Origin of the sequence: Paenibacillus sp. FSL R5-0887 (assembly GCF_038002305.1) — a bacterium.
Classification (GTDB): Bacteria; Bacillota; Bacilli; order Paenibacillales; family Paenibacillaceae; genus Paenibacillus_AQ; species Paenibacillus_AQ odorifer.
Window position 1 is genome coordinate 481,454 of the sequence record NZ_JBBOCE010000001.1, and the last position, 24,641, is coordinate 506,094.

Sequence of the window (24,641 nt, forward strand, 5' to 3'; positions counted from 1 at the left end):
ATTCGTAAGGAGCAAGAACGTTATGAAAAAGCAACAAAAAAACAGGATATATAGAACAATCACCGTCATTCTTTTAGTGACAACGTTGCTTGCTAGCCTTACTGCCTGTAAAGGGAGCAATGGGGTTAATTCTGTTGAACCTGAGCCGGGTGAATTTAATAAAGAAGGATTGCCGATAGTGGATAGGCCTGTGACGCTGAAAGTACTAACTGTCCGGTGGGGAAGCATGGGAGATTCTTTTACCCAGAATGAATGGCTCAAGGATTTGGAAAAGAACACGAATGTCAAAATTGAGTGGCAGGTGATGTCTTCCAATGATTGGAGTGAACGGAAGTCTATTATGCTGGCCAGCGGCACACTTCCAGACATCATTTTAGGGAGTCAGACCTTTGGAGATGCGGATATCGTCAATAATTTAAGCTTATTTCGGCCGTTAGATGATTATATTGAGCACAACATGCCTAATCTTAAAGCAGCTTTGGAAGAAACACCGGAAATGAAAAAAATCAGCACCTTTCCTGACGGGAAAATCTATTCGCTGCCTGCAAGATTACCCTCACGTCCTAAAAGCTCACGTCAGCCTGTGATTAATAAAACCTGGCTGGACAAATTGGGTTTGAAGGTACCGGATACGATTGATGATCTTTATAGCGTGCTAAAAGCCTTCAAAGAACAAGATCCGAATGGAAACGGAAAACAGGATGAGATTCCTTTTATCGAATTAAGTAATGATCTAATCAGTCCCTTCGGAATTGCAGATTTGAATAATAACTTCATGGTGGTCAAGGACGGAAATGCGGTTTATTACCCGATTTCAGAGGAATACAAAGAAGGGCTCAAATGGGAGAGCAAATTGTTTAAAGACGGATTACTTGATAAAGAAGTATTCACTCAAGACGAAACGATGAGATCGGCAAAGTTTCTAAATCCGGATGCCCCAATCGTAGGCTTCTCTTATCAGTGGACGCCAGACGCTATGTTTGGCAAATGGAGTGATCAATATGTGACCATTCCGCCAATTGCTGGACCAGACGGGAAGCGCTACACCGTTGGGAACCCGTATGGGATGAATCTGGAACGCAACGAGCTGTTGATCACCACATCCTGCAAGTATCCAGAAATTGCAGCACGCTGGGCGGATCAGTTCTATACCAATGAAGCCAGCATTCAGAATTTCTGGGGTGCCATTGGAACGGTGATTAAGAAAAATGACAACGGTACGTATACATTGATGGACCCTCCAACCGGCACCAGTGCGGATGCTTGGTATTGGGAACAGTCACTCCGGGATTTTGGGCCGAAATATGTAAGCCCAGCTTTTGAAAAGACTATCTTTCTAAATCCTAAAACCGGAGATGGACTGAAGCTACAACTCGATAAGCTGGGAAGTAACTACACAACACCACCTTTCCCCAACGTAATGTACACTGCAGAAGAGTTTCAGGAGCTACCGACCTTGACCACCGATATTGATAGTTACGTCAATACAATGCGTGCTCAATTTATAATCTCAGGTGATATTGACGAGCAGTGGGATGACTATGTGAAGCAGCTACGGGGGATGGGCCTCGAAAAGATGGTGAAAATTCGGACAGATGCTTTCAGCCGTTATATGGGCGTTGAATAACAAGAAATGAGGTTTTTACTTGATGGGAAATATAATGAAAGAGCCAACCCCTTTGGCGGCCCAATTAAAGCTGCATTCTGAACCAGGCAGTAATGCTGACGCGATTATTCAGGGGGAGTGCTATCGGTTCACTGTCTTAACTCCGGAGCTTATCCGGATGGAATATAGTGAGGAAGGTTTTTTCGAAGATCGGGCGTCGCAGACCGTTGTGAATCGCAATTTCCCGGTTCCAGAGTTCCGCGTAATGGATCTGGGGAATAAACTTGAGTTGATTACGGAGCGCCTGTATTTAACTTATGACAAGCAGCCTTTCTCCCGGCATGGTCTCAATGTTCGGGTGAGAAACGAAGCGGGTCACCTAATGAGTGTCTGGAATTATGGAGATACAGTCCAAGATTTGGGAGGGACTGCACGTACCCTGGATAATGCAGATGGTGCCATTCCGCTGGAGCACGGACTACTTTCACGTGCGGGGTATACGTTAATTGATGATAGCACCTCCCTAGTACTGGAAGAGGATGGACGGGTCGAGCTACGGGCGTTGGCTGGCCTCGATGTTTATTTTTTTGGATACGGTCATGATTATTTGCACTGCTTGAAGGATTTCTATCACCTTTGCGGTCGTACGCCCCTATTGCCACGTTATGCCCTTGGCAACTGGTGGAGCCGTTATTACCGATATTCAGAAGAAGAATACAAAGCGTTAATGGAGCGGTTTGAGCTCGAACGAATTCCGTTTTCCGTCGCTGTTATAGATATGGATTGGCATCTCGTCGATATTGATCCGCAGTACGGCAGTGGTTGGACGGGTTATACCTGGAACCGGGAACTGTTTCCGGAGCCTCAAAGATTTTTGGCATGGCTGCATGAAAAAGGACTTCGAGTAACGCTCAACGTACATCCAGCAGACGGTGTACGGGCGTTTGAAGATCCTTATCTTGCCATTGCTGCGGAGATGGGTATGGACCCGGAAAAAGGGGATGCTGTGGAATTTGATATCACGGATCCGAATTTTTTGCGAGCATACTTTAAGTTTCTGCATCATCCGCTAGAGAATGAAGGTGTGGACTTCTGGTGGATTGATTGGCAGCAGGGTGGAGTGACTAAAGTACCGGGACTAGATCCGCTTTGGATGCTGAACCATTATCACTATCTGGATAGCGGCCGGCGAGGCAACCGGCAGATTACTTTTTCCCGTTATGCAGGTCTTGGCAGCCATCGTTATCCTGTGGGCTTCTCTGGAGATACCATTGTTACTTGGGAGTCGCTGGATTTCCAGCCATACTTCACAGCCAACGCCGCTAACGTGGGATATGGTTGGTGGAGCCATGATATCGGGGGCCATATGAATGGTTATTTAGACGATGAGTTGGCAATGCGCTGGGTGCAATTCGGTGTGTTTTCGCCTATTCTGCGGTTACATAGTTCTGCTAGTGCCTTTAACAGCAAGGAGCCATGGCGATTCAATAAGATTGCGGAAGATGTGATGAAGGATTGCCTGCGTTTGCGGCATAGTTTACTTCCCTATCTGTACACGATGAATCGCTATGCCAGCCGCGATAGTCTTCCGCTAATCCGACCGATGTATTATCATCATGCGTTGTCGAATGAAGCCTATGAAGTGCCCAATGAATATTATTTCGGAACGGAACTTATTGCCTGTCCGATTACACAGCCGGTCAACCCAAAGGTAGGCGTTGCCGAATTTAAGGCTTGGTTACCTGAAGGGATTTGGATAGATTTTTTTAACGGAAGAGTGTACGACGGTGGCAGAAAGCTTTCTCTTTATCGTAATCTTGAGAATATCCCTGTATTAGCTAAAGCGGGTGCTATTGTGCCCATGGCAGATCTGACGCAATTTACCTCTTCAGTGGATAATCCGAGGCATATGGAGGTCCGTGTATTTGCGGGAGGAAGGGGTCATTTTCATCTCTGGGAGGATGAGGGCGATACTGCGGAGGATCAGGACGATCAATGGTGTGATACAGAAATGATCCTGGAAATGGGGGATAGAGCGAGCTTCAAGATCCTCTCTGCTAAGGGAAATACAAAGGTTGTGCCTGAGCGGAGATCGTGGAAGCTGTCCTTTGTTGGTTTTGCTGATACGAAGGTACAGGTATTCGCTGGCGGCACAGAAATCGAAGCAAACATGGACTATGATGAGGCTACACATACGCTTACGATCATGATTTCGGATCAAGCGGTAGAGCATTCATTGGAGGTAACGTTCACAGATGCCCGGATTGCGGTGAATTCGGTAGATGATGAGGTGTTCAGCCTTCTGAACCGTGCGCAAATTCTTTTCCAATTGAAAGAACAAATTTACCATGTAGTCAAAGCAGCAGTAACGCCGATGGCAGCCCTGGCTTCTCTTGCCTCGTTGGATCTTGAACATACACTGTATGGAGCGTTATGCGAAATACTGTCGGCAAGACTTTAAGCACTATTTCATTTAATTTAATAAAAAAGGAGGTTCTCTCTGTGCGCTGGCATAAAGAGAACCTCTTTTTTATTAGGAATGAACCGCTGCTACTTAATTAGCAGGGTTTGAATGGCATGAGCCGGAATCATGTTCTCAGCCAGTTCGTCATGGAAGCGCAGGGTGAATGGAAGCTCTTGCTCTGTGCGGTTCATAACGATAACAGCAATAGTGCCATCAGGGTTGCGGAAAGCTGTTGTTTCAAGCTTATCTGTATATTTGGAGAAACCAATGCGTTTAGCACCCGGACGAATATATTTACTGAAGTGCCCGATGTAATAGAAAGAGCTCTCAAAAGTAATTTCATCGTTTTTGGTATCTCCGATAATTGGAGCGTCACAGTAATTTCCTACATGATTAGGTCCACCTTGCTCATCCAAGACAATGTTCCAGTCTGTCCAGCTCGACATCCAGTTGTTCAGATTGCCAATGATATCATGTCCGTAACGTTCACCGGTGTTCCATGAGCCGAGATGAACGCCACCTTCTTGGCAGCCTTCGCTGAAGAACAGCTTTTTATCTGGGAAACGATCATGTACAGCAGAGAGGGCTTCGAAGTGATCACCGGAATACCAATGGAAGCAGATTCCCCATATGTATTTGGACGCTGCTTGATCTTCAAAAGCAACCTTAGCACGGTCATATACCCGTTCTTTGTTATGATCCCAGATCATAACTTTTACATGGCCCAAGCCCGCTTGTTCCAGAGCAGGTCCCAAGTAGTCACGCACAAAATCCTTTTCTTCTTCAGCGGTATACAGGCAGGAATCCCATCTTTGTACAGCTTTGGCTTCATTCTGAACACTGACAGCCCAGATATCAATCCCTTCTGCAGCGTACGCCTCAATATATTTAACGAACATGTTAGCCCAAGCCTCACGATATTCAGGCTTAAGAGCTCCGCCTTCGTTCATTTGCCCGTTTGTCTTCATGAACGCTGGAGGACTCCATGGGGAAGAGAACAGACGAAAATCTTCACCTACTGCTGCGGCAGCATTTTTTATGAGGGGGATAATTGATTCGTGATCTCTGGAAATATCGAATGAACGTAGCTCCGCATCGCCTTCCTCTACATAAGCATAGTTGCCCAGTGAGAAGTCGCAGCTTTGGATGTGTGAGCGGCAAAGGGTGTATCCGATGCCGTGCTCAGGATGAAAATAAGCGTCAATGATGTCTTTTTGTTTAGCTTCACTAAGTTTAGCGATAGTAACGGCAGAGGACTCCGTAAGGGCTCCACCAAAGCCTTCAATTTCTTGATACTCCAGATCATCATAGATATTGATTAGCTCTGATTCGACTCCTGACGTATCGGGAAGGAAAATCAGAGGGTCCTTTTCTGTTAAACGATCCGTGGTTTCTTTAGCGGTTTGAATGACGCGAATAGTTTTACTCATAATGGTTGATAACCTCCTACATATGAATTCTGTCTTTATTATAGAAGGAGATTCACTGCACTTTGAAGAAACTATATGGCTAAGAACCTCAACAATCTGGTCATTGATTACTATAGAAAGAGGAGCAAATGCGATGGAAACAAACAGCGTTCAAATTAGTTTGTGTGGATTTATCCGCCATACTCAGCCTTTTCGGCAACTATATCGCAGTGGGTTGGATACCTATATCATCAGGCTGCAAGCCGAAGGGGAATGTGAAGTCCTCATTGATGGAGAAATGACTACCGTAGTACCTGGGGATCTACTATTATTTAAGCCCTATGATATATATGATCTGAGAATCGGTGAAAAGAAAAGTCCTCTGGGACATAGTGTGGACTATTTTGTAATGTGTACAGGGGAATGGGTGGACCACTGGTGGAACCTGCGTGAGCGACCCAAAAAGGTTAGAATTGCGGATGATGGTAAGCTGCAAAGTATATGGCAACAGCTTGATCTGGAGAATAGAAGACTAGACGGGGGTAGCCCTGAAATACTAGAAGCGCTATTTAAAGCTTTATGTTTGCTGTTAGATCGGGCTATGGAAGAGGCACCTGCATCATCTTCGGCTTCACTTCTACACGGACTTAAGATGAAGAGTTATGTGGAGGAGCATGCTACTTCAGAGATCAGACTAAAGGACGTAGCCGCTCATGCTGGAATTAGTGTGACAAGGGCCGTGCATGTATTCAAAATCCAATTCGGTTATTCTATTATGCAATATGCGGGGCAAATCCGGCTTGCGATGGCACTGAGATTAATGGACAATACCAATTACACCTTAGAGCGTATAGCAGAGGAGACGGGGTTTGGAAGTTATACCTATTTTCACAGGGTGTTTCGGGAGCGTTATGGTGTCTCGCCAGGTATTTATCGAAAGAGAGAGTAGAAGGTTTAGCAGTAAAAAGAAGCTGCCCCATAAATCACAGAATAGGGCTTAGGGGCAACTCCTCGATTAGACGTTAATTATAGTAAGGCCAGCCAGCTGAATCCCATTCGAGATCACTGATTAACAATTTGGGTGCACCATTCTCGGCGACACTGTAAGCATGGCGGACGATAACGTTGGTTCCGTATATATCCTGTCCACCAGGACCCGCCCAAAAACTGTTGCCGCTATCGATGACCGTAGCCCCGCCATTTTTCATATCAGTACCGTCCTTTGCATAGAAAGGACCCAGTACGCTGGTTGAGCGTCCCACTGCAATTTTATAGGTGCTGTTTACGCCTGAGCAGCATTGGCCAATGGATACGAATAGATAATAATATCCGGTATTTGGATTGTAAACCATGCTGGAGCCTTCAATCCCCCCGGATTTAGTGGCAATGCGATAGGAGTTGCCCGTTGGCTTCATGGTTGTTTTGTTGATGGAGGTAATGTAAATCCCGTTGCTCCAGGAACCGAAGGTCATCCATAGGTTTCCGTTAGCATCTGCCGTAATGTTAGGATCAATGGCGTTATAATTGGAGGCGTCATTTGACGAGATAACGACACCTTGGTCCGTCCATTTTCCCCCGGAGATCGATTTAGTAGTTACTAAACCAATAGCAGACACTCTTGAGCCGAATGTGGAGATAGAATAATAGAGGTAATAGGTACCGTTATAGTAGAAAATTTCTGGAGCCCATACATCTAGCCCTTCTTGATTGGGAACGTAAGAGCTCCACCAGGAGGGTTTCGAGTTATAAATCGGGAGGGAGCGAATATAGTTCGTTCCATCGTTTGAAAACATCACTTGGAGACCTGATCCCGTGCTGAATACCCAATGTGTGTTTCCCTCTTTGATATATGAAGGGTCGTGTACATTGGTATCTCCAGTCAGATTCCAGGTTGCTGCATAAGCTTGCGATCCTGCTGAAAAAACAGTTGTAAAAAGCATTAAAAAAGACAACAATAACAACCGATAACCTTGCCTACCTTTTTTCGCCATATTTCTTCTCCTTTTAGTTTAGATTTCCCTAAAGTGTTTCATTATTTTTCAATTGATAACGCTTACATAATATCTTGTATTATTTCTCTAGTCAATGATTCTTTTGGATCAATAAAAAAGCAAATCTCGGTCATCGGAGACTTGCTTTTTTATATTTTAAAATAAATCTGTGATCGCTTGTTCAAATAATCTGACACTATTTTCCCAAGTCCATTTGCGCGAATATCTTTCCCCCTGCTCCGCTAATTTAGTTCTTAAGTTGGGATCACGTATTAAGCGGATGACATCTTCACCGAGCCGGTTCTCATATCGATAAGAGAGCAAACAGTTTTTCTTGTGATGGGCGTATTCCATATTCCCGCCTGAATATACACAGACTAACGCTGCTCCACAACGCATGGCCTCAAGTCCCGGTAAAGAGCCTGTATCAAAAATACTTGAGCTAACAAAAATATCCGCACCGTTATAGTGATAGCAGAGCTCCTCATCATTTGCTGGCGTAAAGAACCGATATTTGCCAGTAGCTTTCATTCTTTGGAGAATTTCTGAGGTGTTGAACTCGTCAGGCGGACTGATGAAGTTAATATTTACATCGGGATATTGGCTTTTTACGTAATCCAGCTGTTCTATAAGATAATCTTGCTCACGGTGCCAGGAGAAACCTCGTTCTGTTTTTCTTAATATAGCTGTTATGTTTAAAGGCTCTTGAAGACTGTGACGGATATTCATATTTTTAAAAGAGGAGCTAATGCCAATGGGCACGATACTGCCGGTGATACCATGATTTAAACGGATCAGCTCCTGCTGCCAACGTGATAAAACGATTAGATGCTCAGTGATGTGATAGGAGGGGAAGGAGCGTCCGTTATCCGGTAAAAAAGGTGGCTCATAACATAAAGATAAACGTACATGAACCCCTTTTCCTTGTTGGCTTGCTGCTTGGGCGATGGGGACAGTTGTATAATAATTAGAAACAATGACGTCTCCGGGAGGAAAGTCATGCTCGTGAATATTCATATGTGAGGAGCGGATTACGTTTGCGCGCACATCATAAGAAATAGCGCCATCCACAGGCAAAAGGAGATTGACCTGATGACCCAAGTCTGTCAGCCCATTGGTGAGCTCTACTAGCATACGTTGTGCTCCGCCATGAGATAAGGTCAGAATAGGGAATGTGAATCTCATTGATAATCCCGTCCCTTCCAAGTTAGAGCTATAATAGTGAAACAATATTATTCAATCGTTCTATTTCTTATTTTATTCAGTTCCTATAGAAAAGTACCATTTATCAAGTTTATAAACAAAAGGAGAAGGAAGAGGGGGGAGTATGAGGGAAGAAAGCCGTTCGGTGGTGGGCAATTTGACGAAGGCTGATCTAGAACGGGAGGTCACCATTAGTTTCCCTGAGGGGGCTGGAATGGAGAATTATACTTGGAGTATTCAAAAGATTATGATCGGAGCGGCAGAGCATTATTCCTATCATACAGGTCAAATCGTATATGCCTCTAAATTGCTGCAGAAAGAGGATGATCATCTGCTCAATAACTGGAATTATTATTTTTGAGCATAGATAAAGCTGGGGATAGATGCGCAGCTGCTGCTAACACCTATCCTCAGAAATGGATTTTTATTGTGTTATAGGTGCAAGCTTCTTCAGTAAAGCAACGGTTTCATTAACCTCCAGATCCTTGATATCTTCTAATGACACATCGATCATTGGCTTATATCCTTGGAGTTTGCGCAGGAAAGCCTCGGTATGGAATACTCCGCTGCCTGCTTTTCCGTGGTATGCTTTTTCACCATCTTGATAGATATCTTTTAAATGCGCAAGAATGATACGGTCGCCGAATAATCTAAAGGAATCATCGACAATTTGATCCTGCAAATGCGCAGCCGTGCCAATAAAATTACAAGGGTCCAATACAACACCTATACAGCTTGATGGGACTTCATCTAAGATGCGGCGCATCTTGTCTGGTGTAGAAAGTGTATGTGTGCAGACCCCTTCTAGTCCTAGAAAAACGCCCCATTTTTCAGCTTCCTCTGCAAGTTCTTCTACAGTTGCCCTTAACGTATCCCAGCCGATAGCTTCGTAATGGATCGGATCTTGTGCTTGAAAAGTAGTCAGCGCACCTGTTTCTGTTGCCACCATAGGTGCGCCGAATTGGCGGGCATAACGAAGATGCTCTTTAAAACGATTGATCTCAGCTCTCCGGATGACAGGATCCGGATGAACAGGGTTGATGTAACAGCCCAAAACACCGATACGTATTCCTGCTTTGTCAAATTGTTCGCCAATATAGCTGGCAAGACCTGGACTTAGTTTACCGGTAGAAGTGTCGATGTCCTGAATGGCTTTGGATAATGCAAGCTGAACAAAATCGATATCATAATTCTGAAGGGTTGCAGTTAACGACTTGAGCGGCAGGCAGCCAAATGTGTGGGCCAGAGTTCCGTATCTGATGAGTAACCTCTCCTTTAATAGAGTAAGTATGAGTAATAACCTTCATAATAGTAACGCTTTCATAAGGATGCAAGTGATTTATCATTATCGCGGGTCAGGAAATTGATGATTTCAGTGTTGACTCTATCCGGTTGCTCATGATTAATGCCGTGTCCCGCACGGGGGATCACTTGGTAATGAAACTTTCCATCCTCTAAAATATCTATGAAGTCCTTTGATTGTTTTAACGCGTGTTCTCCTACTAAAAAATAAAGCTTATCTCTGACGGCAACTGCGGCGTTTTTATCATATTTTTGAAGCTTATGAACAAACATAGCTTGCTGATTATGAGCTCGCATTAAAAGAATTAGATGAGCAGCTACTTCTGGGTGATTGTCAAATAAAGGGGAGTCAGGCGCACTTAACTTCTTCAGCACTTTCAGTAAATTGCGATCCGTGGGAATCAGAATCTCTGGGAACATCATCATTAGCGTTTGCAGCATGGCTTTGATGGGTGTGGTGACCATTCCGCCTTCCAAACAAATCACACGGTTCACTTTGTCCGGTTGCTTGGTTGCATAATTAAAAGCAATATAGGCGCCATTTGACACCCCTGCAATATTAAAGATGTCTATGCTCAGATGTTTGGCTATTTCATTAATCCATTCCACCTGCTCAAACTTTTGTTTATTAAAGTGCGCATTAGGAATACTTTTTCCGGGTCCGCCCAGAGTATCAATAGCAACGCAGTAAAAATGCCGCGATAATTCCTCGATGTTAAGGAGCCACATGACCGCCGAGTTGTCACCAACGCCATGAAACAGAAATAAAGGGGGATTACTCTTTTGCCCGGTAAGGATACAATGCGTCAGCCCATATGTGGTTGGGAGATCGAGCTCTTCAAGAGGAATAGGCCACTGATCAACTAGCTGTTGGTAGGATTGCCACACTCGTTCTTGCACCTTGGCATTTTTAAAGCTATTTACCATCACAAACCTCCTTAGTGAAAATACAACATCTGTATCTTATTCCAATAAGTATACTACGAGAGTGGGGAAGGAGGAGCGCGCAATAGGAACATTCCTGTGAAAAGAGGGGTGCAGACCAGATAAGTGTATTTCATACAACTAAATTGCTACTTTACTCTCACTACTGTGAAATAGATGTACTTCGTACAACTATTTCTCTCGTATTTAGCTGATTCAGCTAAATTGGGCGAATTTAATTGCACAAAGTACACTTAACACATTAGGCGTGAGCATTGAAGTTCATTTTAGTTGTAGAATGTGCAATTAAATAATGCATGCCGGTCTCTTTTGCGGTAAATTTTGATAGGGAAGTTATTAATAACGTTCTAGGTGGGGATGATTATGCTCGTTGAGCTAAAGGAAGCTAGTGTTTCAGATGGACGCGATATTTTTGAGCTGATTGTGGAAATAGGTCCGGGGGAGAATGGATTCGTCAATAACGGATTTGATCTGGCTTACAGTCAATTTCCTGATTTCATCCGGGATCGGATAGCACTTTCACAAGGTGATAATCTTCCGCCACAGTATGTAGCACAAACCAACTACTGGCTACTGATTGACGCTTATCCTGTTGGTGTCGGAAAACTAAGACATTCCTTAAATGATCAATTGAGGAAGTCCGGTGGACACATCGGTTATAGTATCAGACCCAGTGAAAGAGGAAAGGGTTATGGTACGATTTTTTTGGCAGAGCTGTTAAAAAAAGCTGCGGACATGGGGATTGATAAGGTCATGCTGACTTGTGAGCCGGATAATATATCTTCGAGAAAGGTTATTGAAGCGAACAAAGGAATACTACATGGCATTGAGAATGAAAAATGTAACTACTGGATCACCCTTTAAGCTGGTGTGAAAAATAGGGGAGGAGTTGCCAAGAGGCAGCTCTTTTTTGTTATTCGCGATGTTATTGTAGTTCATCCAATGGAGATTCGTCTAAAATGTGAAAAAATTTAAAATTTTGTTGAAAGCGCTCTATTCAAACACAAACAAATAGTTTAAAATCAAAACAAACAAAAATAAACAAAAAAACAAACATTCAAAAACGGAGGTATTCACAAATGGTACAAAACTTATGGGATTCATCTCGGGAAACGAAATTAAACGGGGGATTGGATGCATTAGTGTTCCGCTCTAATCTGCTGGGCGAAGATCGCAGAGTCTGTAACTTTGGCGGAGGGAATACCTCCAGCAAAACGATAGAATTGGATTTTCGCGGGCGTGAGGTAGAAGTAATGTGGGTAAAGGGCAGCGGCTCTGACCTTGCTACGATGAAAGCAGGCAACTTTACCGGACTAAGGCTTCAGGATATTGCCCCGTTATTTGAACGTGATGAAATGCCAGATGAAGAGATGGTAGCTTATCTCGCAAATTGTATGATTGATCCTAAACATCCGCGTGCTTCTATCGAAACGTTACTGCATGCATTTTTACCTTTCAAGCATGTGGATCATACGCATCCAGATGCCATTATCAGTTTATGCTGCGCTCATAACGGTAAGGAAATTGCCCGTGAGATTTATGGGGATCGTTTCGTATGGGTGCCATACATCCGTCCAGGCTTCACTTTATCCAAAATGATTGCCGAAGGTGTGCTCGCAAACCCGAAAGCTGAATTAGTGCTGATGGAGAAACACGGTCTCGTGACTTGGGGGGATACACCTGAATCTTGTTATGCCAAAACAATCTCCATAATTAACGAAGCGGAAAGTTATATTGAAGAAAGAATTGAAGATCAGAACCTATTTGGCGGCCGTAAATCGGAAGCACTTCCGGAAGCAGAGCGGCGGGCTGTAGCGGCGGCAGTGATGCCACTGATCAGAGGCGCGGTCAGCGATGAGCGTAAAATGATTTTGACCTTCGACGATGCGGAGGATGTGCTGCGTTTTGTAGGAGGGGCTGACTCGGAGAAGTTATCCGGTGTAGGCGCAGCTTGTCCAGATCATTTGGTACATACCAAAATGAAGCCGCTTTTTGTTGCGTGGGAGCCAAATACCAATGATATCGATGGCTTGAAGGTGAAGCTGAGCGAGGCGATTAGCGATTATAAGGAGCAGTACAAAGCGTACTTCGACCGTAATAAACATGAAGGCGATGTAATGTTCGAGGCTGCGCCACGTGTGATCCTGATCCCTGGTGTGGGCATGATCAACACAGGTAAAAGCTGGAGCAATTCTAAGATCAGCGGAGCCTTGTATCACCGGGCGATTGCTGTTATGCGCGGAGCTACTGCGCTGGGAGATTTCGTCTCTCTTAGTGAGAATGAATCGTACAATGTGGAATATTGGCCCCTGGAATTATATAAATTATCCTTGGCTCCGGCAGAAGCGGAGTTCTCCCGTAAAGTTGCCTTTATTACAGGTGGTGCCGGGGGAATTGGGAGTGAGACGGCTCGTCGTTTAGTATCAGAAGGAGCGCATGTTGTATTGGCAGATCTCAATCTGGAGGGTGCACAAAAAGTAGCGGAAGAGATTAACGCTAAGTATGGTGAAAATCGTGCATTCGCCGTTAAAATGGACGTAACTCAGGAAGAGCAGGTAACCGCAGCTTATGCGGAGACAGCCCTTTTTTATGGCGGGGTCGATATTATTGTTAATAATGCTGGGCTTGCAACCTCCAGTCCGTTTGATGAGACTTCATTGAAAGAGTGGAATTTGAATATTTCTGTGCTGGGCACAGGATATTTTCTCGTTGCACGCGAAGCTTTTAAAGTGATGAAGGAGCAAAAAATCGGAGGCAGCATGGTATTCATCGGCTCCAAAAATTCTATTTTTGCAGGTAAAAGCGTCTCGGCTTACAGTTCTGCCAAGGCGCTCGAAGCCCATCTGGCCCGCTGCATAGCAGCTGAAGGTGGAGAGTTTGGCATCCGTGCCAATACGATTCTGCCCGATGCAATTCTACAAGGATCAGCCATCTGGAATTCGAACTGGCGTAATGAACGGGCGGCTGCTTACGGGATTGAGCCGGATCAATTAGAGGAGCATTACCGTAAACGCACGACGCTGCTAGTTAATATTTATCCACGTGATATTGCCGAAGGCGTTGCTTTTTTTGCTTCTTCCAAGTCAGAGAAAACTACGGGTTGTATGCTGACAATCGACGGTGGAGTGCCAGCAGCTTTTACTAGATAAGAAGTAGCTTGAATATAGATAGGGATAACGGAGGGAAATCATGCTGATTGCAGACAGATATGAACGAATCGTAGAACTAGTGAATGAACGTGGCAGCATCCGTGTCTCAGAATTGAGTACATTATGCCAAGTGACCGAAGAAACCATTCGCCGCGATCTGGATCGATTGGAAAAAGCGGGGCGGCTGCTGCGTTCGCATGGCGGAGCAGTTAGCCTGCGTGACCGGCAACCGGAGACTCCTTATGCCGAACGAGAAATCATGAATGCAGCGGAGAAACAGCGGATTGCCCGTGAGGCGGTAATGATGATTAAGCCGGGCGATCGGATTTTACTGGATGCCAGTACAACGGCTTGGTATATGGCTTCGCATTTGCCGGATATGCCGCTCACTGTGTTGACCAATTCTACTAGAGTGGCAGCAGAGTTAAGCGGGAAGGAGCGGATCGAGGTCTTTTCTACAGGCGGGCAACTGAGCCGCAGATCAATGTCCTATGTGGGTCATTTAGCAGAACGTTCGCTTGAATTGTATCACGTGGATAAAATGTTTTTTTCCTGTAAAGGATTTCATCTCGAACGTGGCGCTAGTGAATCAAATGAGCTGCAAGCTATGGTGAAACGAAAGATGATTTCTATAGCGGAGCAAGTGATCTTATTATGCGATTCCAGTAAATTCGGAATTCAAGCGTTCACACATTTTGCGGCTCCTAGTGATGTGGATGTTCTAATAACGGATTACAGCCCTGTTGAAGAACAAATGAAGCAGTTGCAGAAGCTGAACATCGCAATAACGACGGTGTAGTAAATAGTTGTGCAGGAGGTGAAGGCATGAAGGTATCGATGTTTATAACTTGCGTCAGCGATGCCGTGTTCCCGAAGGTCGGGGAAGCCATGGCTCGTCTGCTGGCCAGATATGGCGTACAGCTGGAGTTCCCGGAGGTGCAGACCTGCTGCGGACAGCCTGCGTACAACAGTGGATATTGGAATGAAGCGCGGCAAGCTGCACTTACGATTCTGCAGGCCTTCGATGACAGTGATTTTGTCATTGCACCTTCCGGATCCTGTACGGGGATGCTTCATCATTACCCTAAGCTGTTTCAGGATGATCCGGTTAATCTGGTCAAGGCGCAGAATTTGCAACGTAAATCCTATGAATTCAGCCAGTTTATGGTGCAGGTGCTTGGCGTAACTGATTTAGGAGCAGTGTTTCCGCATAAGGTTACCTATCATCCTTCCTGTCATGGCACAAGGATTCTAGGGATTCGCGACGAACCTATGCAGCTTATGCAAAATGTGAAGGCGATGGAGCTGGTACCACTGCCTTTTGCTGAGGACTGCTGTGGGTTTGGTGGAACCTTTGCCGTGAAAATGTCTGATATCTCCGGGGCGATGGTCACTGAGAAATCAGATCATGTGCTGGAGACGGAAGCAGAAATCCTAACGGGTCTGGATATGGGTTGTCTGATGAATATTGCCGGGAATCTGCGTTACCGCCGCGAACCCGTTCGAGTTATGCATTTAGCAGAACTGCTATATGAGGGGGTGACTGATAAATGAGCCAAGCCACCACCAATTCCACGGCGAGTTCAGAGAATGGAAAGCCAACAACAGTAAAAGAGCGTGCAGACTTGGCACTGAATAATGACTTTTTACGAAAGGCTGTTCGTTTTACCACAGAGAGACTGCGTGATGGAAAACAAAAAGCGGCTAACGATCACGGTCAATGGGAAGAGTGGCGTGAACGTGGGCGGCAAATTCGTCTACACACGATCGCCCATCTTGATTACTATTTGAACCTTTTTGCAGACAAGGCAAGAGCAAACGGCACACATATTCATTTTGCAGCAACGGGTGAAGAGGCTGTGAAGATTGCCCTTGAAATCGCGCAGCGAAAACAGGCAGCTTCTGTGGTCAAATCTAAATCAATGGTTACTGAGGAGCTGCATTTAAATAAGGCGCTGGAATCCATTGGTGTGGAGACCATAGAGACGGATCTGGGGGAGTATATTATCCAGCTTGCCGGGGAAACCCCGTCACATATCATTATTCCGGCGATTCATAAGAACCGCTACCAGATTGCCGAGCTGTTGTCCAAAGAGGCAGGGGAGGAGCTTTTGCCTGAAACTACTATTCTTGCTGGATTTGTACGGCGAAAGCTGAGAGAGAAGTTCCTTGATGCGGATATCGGAATGACTGGCTGTAACTTTGCTATTGCAGAGACGGGTTCGATGGTGCTGTTCGAGAATGAAGGCAACGCTCGTATGGTCACCACTTTACCGAAAACACAAATTACCCTGATGGGGATGGAGCGGATTATTCCTTCGTGGAGTGATCTTGAAGTGATGGCTACATTATTGCCTCGTTCGGCAACAGGGCAGAAGTTAACGGTATATATGTCGGGTATTTCTGGTCCCCGCAGGGATAATGACGGTGATGGGCCGGAAGAGCAGCATATTATTATTCTTGATAATGGCCGATCTGAGCAGCTAGGTGATCCTGAGTTTCAGGAGCTGCTGAACTGTATCCGCTGTGGAGCTTGTCTGAATGCTTGTCCTGTCTACCGTCATATTGGCGGTCATGCATATGGGGGAACGTATAGCGGACCTATAGGAGCGGTGTTGACCCCGGCGTTGAATAAAAATGTAGATCAATGGGATGACATCGCCTCAGCCTCTAGCCTGTGCGGAGCATGTTATGAAGCCTGTCCGGTCAAAATTCCTCTGCATGATATGCTCATCTATTTACGGCGGCGGAAGGTTGAACGTGGTTATGGGGATAAGGGAGAAGGTCTCGGCATGAAGGGTTTTGGGGCGATTATGGCGAAGTCACAGCGATTTAGTAATGTGATGAAGGTAGGTAGAATCGGGCAAAAGCTGCTCGTGCGAGACGGAGGAATTTCGTCGAAACTGGGGCCGCTGAAAGGCTGGAACAATTATCGGATCGCCCCGAAGCTGGCAGATCAATCCTTCCGTGAGAGCTGGAAGGGGCTGCAACAGGAGCTAGACAAGAACAGTCGCGAAATGGACCCGGCGATACAGAAGCGAATGGAAGATTTACTAGCGAAGCGGAAGCGGGAAGAGCTGGAAGGAGGGGCCGGACATGACTGAAGAGACGCACAGTAACTGGTTGGAACGTATGGAGCAGGATTCACGTGAAAAGCAGCAGACATTCATGAATGATATCGCTCGCCGCCTGAAGCGGCCGAGAATTACTGAAGCTCCTGCACATCCTTTTCGCGGCGCACCGCAGTATTGGCAGCAATTCCAGTGGAGTCCGGAGGAAAGGATTGAACAATTTACGGCGAATTTTCAAAGCGCCGGTGGTCATGTATTTCGTGTGAAGGATATGGATGAAGCCAAAGCTTTCATCGTCAGCAAAGTCAATGAGATGCTCGCACGGTATATTCTCCGGCAAAATGTCACCGAGCTAGCAGCACTTCGACTAGAGGAGGAACTCACTGATACACGGGTGTCTGTCTGGAATACAGATGATCAGGAGGCATGGAAAGCTAGGGCGGCCGAGGCTGATATTGGAATTGTGATTGCGGATTATGCAGTTGCCTATACAGGCTCCATTACTGTGCTGTCCTCTGAGAATAAAGGCCGTTCAGTCAGCTTATTACCTACCGCATTAGTTGCCATCGTTCCATTGGAGCGGCTGAAGACTCGTCTCGGTGAGGTGCTTATTGATTTTGATGAAGCTGGGCCATCGGGGCTGCCGGCGGGCATCCATTTTATCTCCGGACCTAGCCGTTCAGCGGATATTGAGAATGATCTGACGATAGGCGTGCATGGTCCAGGAATCGTATTCGCTTTGCTAGTAGGCTGATAGGAGATAAGGAGTGTTGTATAGGGATGAATACACAAGCTCATAATCAAATTCAGAATCATATTGCTGTTGATATCGGAGCCTCTAGTGGGAGAGTGGTCTGTGGAACCTTGCAGCAGCCGGGAAGAACCCTGTCTATAGAAGAAATTCATCGCTTCAGTAATGGATTCGCTGAACAAAATGGTAATCTATATTGGGATATAGATTATTTAGTTGCTGAAATCGTCAAGGGCTTACAGCAGGCCAAGGCTAGAGGGATCGAGCGCTGCACCGTGGGCATCGATACTTGGGGTGTCGATTATGTACTTCTCGATCAGGAGGGAGCGCGGATCCATGAGGTTTTTTCTTATCGTGACTCCCGAACGGATGGAGCGATAGAGAGGCTGCATCGTAACATCTCAACTGAAAGCGTTTACGGAAAAGTGGGGATACAATATCTCCCGATAAATACGTTGTATCAACTGTTTGTGCATGATCAGGCGGAGCTGGAAGCAGCACATTCCATCCTGCTGGTCCCTGATTATCTTTATTATCGGCTTACGGGTCGCAAGATTAGTGAAGTGACGATAGGTTCCACCTCTGGGATGCTGAATCTTCACACTCGTGATTACGATGAGGATCTTCTGTCGGTGCTTGGTCTTTCAAAAGAGCAATTCCCTCCCTTAACAGAACCTGGGGAACCCGTTGGGAGGTTGACGGAGGACTTGGCGGCTCGCGGTGATCTTCCAGATTGCGAGTTCATAGCAGTAGCCTCTCATGATACAGCATCAGCTGTATTAGGGGTTCCGGCAAACAGCGAGAAATGGGGATTTCTCAGTAGTGGTACTTGGTCACTCATCGGGGTGGAACGGGGTTCAGCCATCACAAGTAAAGAGGCAATGTTACGCAACTATACGAATGAATGGGGAGCCTACGGCTCATTCCGGTTTCTTAAAAACATTATGGGCATGTGGTTGATTCAAAAGGTTCGTGAGGAGTACGGCGGACAATACAGCTTCGGCGAGCTGGTAGAGCTGGCAGCACAAGAAATCCCCTTTAGATCGATCATTTATTGCAATGATGAACGATTTATGAATCCACAGAGCATGATTGACGAGATCCGCAGCTATTGTGTGGAAGCAGGACAGCTGGTCCCTCAAACGCTTGGGGAAATAGCTCGATGTGTTTTTGATAGTCTTGCTTTATCTTATTATTTCTACATTCAGGATCTCCAGCAATTGACGGGTGACAACTTAGAGAGGTTGCATATCGTTGGCGGAGGTGCGAATAACGGCCTGTTGTGCCAGATTACGGCAGATCTGCTGGAGATGGAAATTCACGCCGGACCAACAGAATCTACGGCTTTAGGCAATCTGGTTGTGCAGATGATCAGCACGGGTGCTGTAACTGATCTTCAAGAGGCGAGAGAAATTATAAGTCGTTCATTCCAAGTAACATCTTATATACCGAAGGGGATGGACCCCACGACCAAAGAAGCGGCTTTGGCACAGTTCGCCCGGCTGCAGGTCGTTAATTAGTAGCTAAGTTTAGTGGAAAACGAGCCAAAGAGAGGCAAAAATGCCTCTCATCGAGCGCAATACGCGGAAAACGAGCTAAAGAGAGGCAAAAGTGCCTCATCTAAAACACACTAAGTTAAAAATCAGGAGGCTCAAACATGGAGCAGAGTAAAGAGAGCTTACAGAGCATTCAGAACAGCTACAATGAAGCGAAAAAGCTTTACGCACAGCATGGGATCGACGTAGATAAAGTGTTGGAGCAGCTAGCGGAAATTAAGATTTCTTTGCATTGTTGGCAAGGGGATGATGTGAAGGGTTTTTTGAATAAGGAAAAAGAACTGAGCGGCGGGATCGCAGTCACCGGAAGTTACCCGGGGCGGGCCGGGAATCCGGAGGAGCTGCGCCGGGATTTGGAACAGGCTCTAGCACTCATCCCAGGGCAACATAAAATAAATTTACATGCTATTTATGCGGATACAGAAGAGACTGTAGATCTCGACGCGTTAGAGCCTAAGCATTTTGAGCGCTGGGTGAGCTGGGCCAAAGAGCAGGGACTCGGATTGGATTTCAATCCTACCTGTTTTTCTCATGAAAAAGCAAATGATGGCTTCACACTGAGTCACCCAGATCCTGAGATCCGCAACTTCTGGATCGCTCATTGCAAGGCCTCACGTCGAATCGCCGAGTCCTTTGGTCAAGCATTAGGTCAGCCTTGTGTCACTAATTTTTGGGTTCCAGATGGTTATAAAGATACGCCGATCGACCGCTTGTCACCAAGGGTACGGCTTCAGCAGTCACTCGATGAAATCTTCAGCGAGGAAATCGATCAGCAATATAACATTGATGCTGTAGAAAGTAAGCTGTTTGGTATTGGTTCGGAAAGTTACGTGGTTGGCTCACATGAATTCTATATGGGTTATGCGCTAAGCCGGGGTAAGGCGGTGTGCTTCGATGCTGGGCATTTCCATCCAACCGAGACGATTTCGAATAAGCTGTCTTCCTGGCTGCTGTTTGGGGATCAATTGCTGCTGCATGTTAGCCGTCCAGTACGCTGGGATAGTGATCATGTGGTAATTATGGACGATGAGCTGCTCGAGATTGCCCGTGAACTGGTTCGTGGTCAGTTTCTGGGCAGAACGCATATTGGATTAGATTTTTTTGACGGAAGCATCAATCATGTTGCTGCTTGGGTGATCGGAACACGAAATACATTAAAAGCTTTGCTTCGTGCTATGCTGGAGCCAATCGAGCAATTGAAGCAAATTGAGCTAGATGGAGATTACACTTCAAGACTTGCCTTGGTCGAGGAATTTAAATCGTATCCGTTTGGAGCCATTTGGGATTATTATTGTGCGAAGAATGGCGTACCGGTCCGGGAAAGCTGGCTAAATGAAGTAAAACAGTATGAGGCTGAGGTTTTATCGAAAAGATAGAGGTAGAAGTAGAACGAGCTTTAACAATATAAGTAGATAAAAGATAGGCGGTTACCGGCAGGTAGCCGCTTTTTTATGTTTATGAATCGTGCATGATTTGAATTCAGCTCTGATCTCTGCTATGTTTTATCCAAAAGAGAGCGAGGCGCAAACTATGAAACAATATGGACCGAACCCGAATACGCTCTATCCCAATGAACAAATTAAAAGTATCTGCTTTATAAAAAATGCGATTACAAGAGACAATATCATTGTTGGCGATTATACCTATTATGATGATATAAACGGTGCAGAGAAGTTTGAGGAACGTGTGACTCATCATTATGATTTTATTGGCGATAAGCTTATTATTGGAAAATTCTGCGCGATTGCCAAAGGCATTGAATTTGTCATGAATGGTGCCAACCACCGGATGAATTCGGTTTCGACCTATCCGTTTAATATCATGGCCCATGGCTGGGAACAGGCGGTCCCGGATTTAAAAGATCTGCCGCTAAAAGGTGATACAGTCATCGGAAACGATGTTTGGATTGGACAAAATGTTACGGTTATGCCAGGTGTGCATATTGGAAACGGAGCAGTTATCGCAGCCAATTCTACAGTTGTAAAGGATATCCCGGCGTATAGTGTAGCTGGAGGAAATCCCTGCAAAGTGATTAGACAACGTTTTGATGATGAAATGATCGAATATCTTGAAGCGCTGAAGTGGTGGGATTGGGATGCTGAGCGAATCTTTAAGAATCTTGAAGTGTTATGCAGTAGCGATTTAACGAAAATCAAAGCGATCAATTAATCGTAAGTAGGTTCAGGATACGGACTTTAGTTTATCTTAAAGATATAAACCTCAATTGAGGGAATACTTTAGGTATGTACGTCATATGAACCTTTCGGAGGGAACCGGCAATGAAGAAAGATAAGGTCAAGAATAGCATGGAGCTCACTGCAGAGGAATTTCCATATAGCAAAGAAAATGAGGAAATGGTAACGCAAAATTTTTGGACGAAAACTAAAAAGTTCGCAGGCAAAATTCCATTTACTAAAGATGCTATCGCGATGTATTATTGTGCCGTCGACGCTAAAACACCTTTATGGGCGAAAGGAATTGCTTTCGGTGCATTGGCTTATTTTATTTCTCCTATAGATGCTATACCCGATGCGATTCTAGGCCTTGGATTTACAGATGATGCAGCGATTATCGCAGCAGGCATTAAAGCGATATCCGGTCAGGTAACCAACGAACATAAGGAAAAAGCTGCAGCGTTTTTTAATGGGGAAAAATAAAAGGTGCAGCATTGAGCTACACTGTAATATCTGTACCTTCAGGACAGCTTTCTGCGGAAAGCTGTTTTGTTTTGTACACCTCGCCCCAATCTTTCATGAGTTTAATAATAGGAATCAGTGTCTTGCCGAATTCAGTTAAAGAGTATTCGACTTTTGGGGGAACCTGATGGTAGACCTCACGGTGTACAACCCCATCCTCTTCCAACTCTCTTAGTTGCAGGGTCAGCATACGTTGGGTAATGCCCGGGCAGATCCGGCGGAATTCGTTAAAACGTTTCGTGCCATCAATCAAGTGATAGATGAGAATTCCTTTCCATTTGCCTCCTATAACGTCCAGTGTAAATTCTACAGGGCAAGCTTCTTTGTTGCTTTCCGGGAAATTTCCAAAGCCACCTTTTCGGTCACGCATAGCTGTTCAACTCCCATGGTATCATTTTGTATACTACATAACATTATTGTGCGTACTTTTAAAGAAGTGATATATACACTAATATTAAGCATGTGATCGGCAAACAGTCAAATGCTCGTCGATGCTAACCAAGTAAAGGGAGTGTTACTCATGGATACTTTATCGTTAAACAAGAATGAAATCCTGTCTGCATATCAGTTCAGACATGCAACTAAAGAATTCGATAGCCGTAAAAAAATTAGTGAATCGGACTTTCAATTTATTCTGGAAACTGGACGATTGTCACCAAGTTCATTCGGATTCGAGCCTTGGCGTTTTGTGGTAGTACAAAGTCCGGAAGTACGTGAGAAATTACGTCCTTATGCCTGGGGCGCACAAAAGCAATTGGCAACCGCAAGCCATTTTGTGCTTATTCTCTCACGTCTTCCTAAAGATATGGCTGCTGACTCCGATTATATTAAAGGGATCATGGAGAATGTGCAGGAGTTGCCTCCGCAAGGAATGGAAGGAAAACGTAAAGTTTTTGATAAGTTCTTGAAGATTGATTTCGGACTGATGGAGAATGAGCGGGCAATGTTCGAATGGAGCTGCCGGCAGACTTATCTGGCGCTTGGGAATATGCTGACTTCAGCTGCGTTAATCGGGATCGACTCCTGCCCAATGGAAGGTTTTGATAAAGCTAAGGTTGAGCAGATTCTGGAAGAAGAAGGGATTTTGGACGCTGAGCATTTTGGAATCTCCTGTATGGCAGCTTTCGGATATCGCCTGAACGAACCACGTGGTAAGACGCGTCAAGGTGCAGAGCAAGTAATTCAGTGGGTTTAACGAAATTGAATCTTAATCTTTGAGCCTGTAAAGTCTCTGTATTCTGGGGATTTTGCAGGTTTTTTTGCGATATTTCTTATAAGATTCAAAAAGTAATTGAAAGTTTCATGAAAACTCTGATACCCTTATGAAGGTGACTCCATATTAGCGCTATCGCTTTAACTTAATAATGAAGGGATCCTGCATCATGAAAATCATTCGCATTATTATCCAAGTGTTCCTGCTATATTTGTTCTACTTGGCTGGGGACTATCTGCAAAAGCAACTGCATCTCCCCGTTTCCGGGAGTATCGTAGGATTACTGTTACTTTTTGTTCTATTGCTATTCAGGGTCGTGCCTGTGAAGTGGATTGAAGAGGGTGCTACAACGATATTAGCTTATCTTCCGTTATTTTTTATTCCAGCGACAGCTGGGATCGTGAATCATATGGATATCTTTAGTGGTAGAGGTTTACTATTAATCCTAATCCTTATCGTTAGCAGTGTTCTCACGATTGCCGCAGCTGCACATTCTAGCCAATGGCTTACTAGCGTAAACAACAAGCTGAAAGCGGGATGGAGCGGCAAGAGACTAAGCGAAAAGGGGAAGGAAATATAATGTTTTTTATCGCAACAGGTATTGTACTGCTTAACGTAGCTATTTATTTGATGATGTCAGTAGTATATAGACGATTTCGTATTCCTGTACTTATTCCCGCGCTTACAGCAACAGTGATTGTTGTAACTTTACTACTATATTTTCATATTCCGTATGATACATATATGATAGGCGGCCAATGGATTAATCAGCTGCTCGGTCCTGCTGTAGTATCGTTAGCCTACCCATTATATAAACAACGTAATGTGTTGATTGAGAATCTCCCGGCAATTCTGGGCGGAGCCATTGTAGGTCTGCTTATAGGGATGTTTAGTGGACTGCTTTTGGCGGCAGGTCTAGGCTTCTCTAAATTATATGTTTTATCTTTATTACCTAAATCGATCACTACACCTGTAGCGATACAGATCTCGAACAGCTTAGGTGGGGACTCTTCTTTAACCTCTGTATTTGTTATGATTGCTGGATTTACAGGTGCGATTGGCGGACCTTTTATCATCAAACTGTTTAGAATTCGTAGTGAGGTTGGAATCGGAATTGGTCTAGGAACCGCTTCTCATGCTCTAGGAACAGCAAAGGCCTTGGAATATGGTGAACAATCCGTTTCGATGAGCTCGGTTGCGATGACTGTTTGCGCCATAGTTGGCTCTTGTATCGGCCCACTTGTAGCGTGGATGATGTACCCTTAAATTATTCTTTTAATTGGAC

General features: G+C 45.0%; 23 protein-coding genes. 17 read left to right on the forward strand and 6 right to left on the reverse strand.

The features are described 5' to 3' along the window. Positions 1–22: 22 nt before the first annotated feature. Together MKY14_RS02065 and MKY14_RS02070 are read left to right on the forward strand one after the other, a co-directional pair. Positions 23–1,627, forward strand: a complete 1,605-nt coding sequence (locus MKY14_RS02065; protein ID WP_340975666.1) for an extracellular solute-binding protein — start codon at positions 23–25, stop codon at positions 1,625–1,627. A 22-nt stretch (positions 1,628–1,649) separates the two neighbouring features. After that, the gene (locus tag MKY14_RS02070) at positions 1,650–4,067 is read left to right on the forward strand and encodes a glycoside hydrolase family 31 protein (protein ID WP_340975667.1); all 2,418 of its coding nucleotides are present in this window, start codon (positions 1,650–1,652) and stop codon (positions 4,065–4,067) included. Positions 4,068–4,156: 89 nt separating this feature from the next. Here the strand turns inward: MKY14_RS02070 and MKY14_RS02075 are convergent, their stop codons facing one another. Further along, the gene (locus tag MKY14_RS02075; RefSeq protein ID WP_340975669.1) at positions 4,157–5,500 is read right to left on the reverse strand and encodes a glycoside hydrolase family 30 protein; all 1,344 of its coding nucleotides are present in this window, start codon (positions 5,498–5,500) and stop codon (positions 4,157–4,159) included. A 133-nt stretch (positions 5,501–5,633) separates the two neighbouring features. Here MKY14_RS02075 and MKY14_RS02080 point away from each other — a divergent pair, with 133 nt between their 5' ends. Further along, entirely contained in the window at positions 5,634–6,428 is a 795-nt protein-coding gene (locus tag MKY14_RS02080) for an AraC family transcriptional regulator (RefSeq protein WP_076130362.1), read from the forward strand. Between the two features lie 73 nt (positions 6,429–6,501). Here the strand turns inward: MKY14_RS02080 and MKY14_RS02085 are convergent, their stop codons facing one another. Then, entirely contained in the window at positions 6,502–7,470 is a 969-nt protein-coding gene (locus MKY14_RS02085) for a glycoside hydrolase family 43 protein (RefSeq protein WP_076130361.1), read from the reverse strand. A 156-nt stretch (positions 7,471–7,626) separates the two neighbouring features. Then, positions 7,627–8,655, reverse strand: a complete 1,029-nt coding sequence (locus MKY14_RS02090; protein WP_076130360.1) for a glycosyltransferase family 4 protein — start codon at positions 8,653–8,655, stop codon at positions 7,627–7,629. A 142-nt stretch (positions 8,656–8,797) separates the two neighbouring features. On the opposite strand from MKY14_RS02090, the gene MKY14_RS02095 reads away from it, so the two are divergent. Further along, positions 8,798–9,034, forward strand: coding sequence for a hypothetical protein (locus MKY14_RS02095; RefSeq protein ID WP_340975670.1), 237 nt, complete (start codon positions 8,798–8,800; stop codon positions 9,032–9,034). A gap of 63 nt (positions 9,035–9,097) precedes the next feature. Here MKY14_RS02095 and MKY14_RS02100 read toward each other — a convergent pair whose 3' ends face one another. Continuing rightward, positions 9,098–9,964, reverse strand: a complete 867-nt coding sequence (locus MKY14_RS02100) for a sugar phosphate isomerase/epimerase family protein (RefSeq protein ID WP_076130359.1) — start codon at positions 9,962–9,964, stop codon at positions 9,098–9,100. Between the two features lie 29 nt (positions 9,965–9,993). After that, positions 9,994–10,902, reverse strand: a complete 909-nt coding sequence (locus MKY14_RS02105; protein WP_076130358.1) for an alpha/beta fold hydrolase — start codon at positions 10,900–10,902, stop codon at positions 9,994–9,996. A 381-nt stretch (positions 10,903–11,283) separates the two neighbouring features. On the opposite strand from MKY14_RS02105, the gene MKY14_RS02110 reads away from it, so the two are divergent. The 10 genes from MKY14_RS02110 (at position 11,284) to MKY14_RS02155 (ending at position 22,104) form a co-directional block, all read left to right on the forward strand. After that, complete coding sequence (locus tag MKY14_RS02110) at positions 11,284–11,784, forward strand: GNAT family N-acetyltransferase (protein ID WP_076130357.1); 501 nt, start codon at positions 11,284–11,286, stop codon at positions 11,782–11,784. 215 nt (positions 11,785–11,999) lie between these two features. Then, positions 12,000–14,069, forward strand: coding sequence for a bifunctional aldolase/short-chain dehydrogenase (locus MKY14_RS02115; protein WP_340034336.1), 2,070 nt, complete (start codon positions 12,000–12,002; stop codon positions 14,067–14,069). Positions 14,070–14,109: 40 nt separating this feature from the next. Beyond that, the gene (locus MKY14_RS02120) at positions 14,110–14,868 is read left to right on the forward strand and encodes a DeoR/GlpR family DNA-binding transcription regulator (protein ID WP_036689767.1); all 759 of its coding nucleotides are present in this window, start codon (positions 14,110–14,112) and stop codon (positions 14,866–14,868) included. 26 nt (positions 14,869–14,894) lie between these two features. After that, positions 14,895–15,623 carry a (Fe-S)-binding protein gene (locus tag MKY14_RS02125; protein WP_036689769.1) on the forward strand — a complete coding sequence of 243 codons (729 nt, stop codon included), beginning with the start codon at positions 14,895–14,897 and terminating at the stop codon, positions 15,621–15,623. Further along, positions 15,620–17,173: a LutB/LldF family L-lactate oxidation iron-sulfur protein gene (locus MKY14_RS02130; protein WP_340975671.1), complete on the forward strand. Its 1,554-nt coding sequence runs from the start codon at positions 15,620–15,622 to the stop codon at positions 17,171–17,173. Before MKY14_RS02125 ends, MKY14_RS02130 begins: the two co-directional genes overlap by 4 nt. Continuing rightward, on the forward strand, positions 17,166–17,894 hold the full coding sequence (locus tag MKY14_RS02135) for a LutC/YkgG family protein (protein ID WP_248548013.1): 729 nt from the start codon (positions 17,166–17,168) through the stop codon (positions 17,892–17,894). The genes MKY14_RS02130 and MKY14_RS02135 overlap by 8 nt, the downstream gene beginning before the upstream one ends. A gap of 26 nt (positions 17,895–17,920) precedes the next feature. After that, positions 17,921–19,411 (forward strand): rhamnulokinase, encoded by a 1,491-nt coding sequence (rhaB, locus tag MKY14_RS02140; protein WP_340975675.1) that lies wholly within the window; start codon positions 17,921–17,923, stop codon positions 19,409–19,411. Between the two features lie 137 nt (positions 19,412–19,548). Then, positions 19,549–20,823, forward strand: a complete 1,275-nt coding sequence (gene rhaA, locus MKY14_RS02145) for an L-rhamnose isomerase (protein ID WP_340975677.1) — start codon at positions 19,549–19,551, stop codon at positions 20,821–20,823. Between the two features lie 154 nt (positions 20,824–20,977). Further along, entirely contained in the window at positions 20,978–21,616 is a 639-nt protein-coding gene (locus tag MKY14_RS02150; protein WP_340975679.1) for a Vat family streptogramin A O-acetyltransferase, read from the forward strand. A gap of 110 nt (positions 21,617–21,726) precedes the next feature. Next, the gene (locus MKY14_RS02155; protein WP_081383451.1) at positions 21,727–22,104 is read left to right on the forward strand and encodes a YkvA family protein; all 378 of its coding nucleotides are present in this window, start codon (positions 21,727–21,729) and stop codon (positions 22,102–22,104) included. A 16-nt stretch (positions 22,105–22,120) separates the two neighbouring features. On the opposite strand, the gene MKY14_RS02160 is transcribed toward MKY14_RS02155, so the two are convergent. After that, complete coding sequence (locus MKY14_RS02160) at positions 22,121–22,513, reverse strand: winged helix-turn-helix transcriptional regulator (protein ID WP_076130348.1); 393 nt, start codon at positions 22,511–22,513, stop codon at positions 22,121–22,123. 150 nt (positions 22,514–22,663) lie between these two features. On the opposite strand from MKY14_RS02160, the gene MKY14_RS02165 reads away from it, so the two are divergent. The 3 genes from MKY14_RS02165 (at position 22,664) to MKY14_RS02175 (ending at position 24,622) form a co-directional block, all read left to right on the forward strand. Beyond that, positions 22,664–23,338: an NAD(P)H-dependent oxidoreductase gene (locus MKY14_RS02165; RefSeq protein ID WP_076309913.1), complete on the forward strand. Its 675-nt coding sequence runs from the start codon at positions 22,664–22,666 to the stop codon at positions 23,336–23,338. Positions 23,339–23,525: 187 nt separating this feature from the next. Then, entirely contained in the window at positions 23,526–23,936 is a 411-nt protein-coding gene (locus MKY14_RS02170; RefSeq protein ID WP_036689778.1) for a CidA/LrgA family holin-like protein, read from the forward strand. Then, positions 23,936–24,622, forward strand: a complete 687-nt coding sequence (locus tag MKY14_RS02175; protein ID WP_036689780.1) for an LrgB family protein — start codon at positions 23,936–23,938, stop codon at positions 24,620–24,622. Before MKY14_RS02170 ends, MKY14_RS02175 begins: the two co-directional genes overlap by 1 nt. The last annotated feature ends 19 nt before the right edge of the window (positions 24,623–24,641 follow it).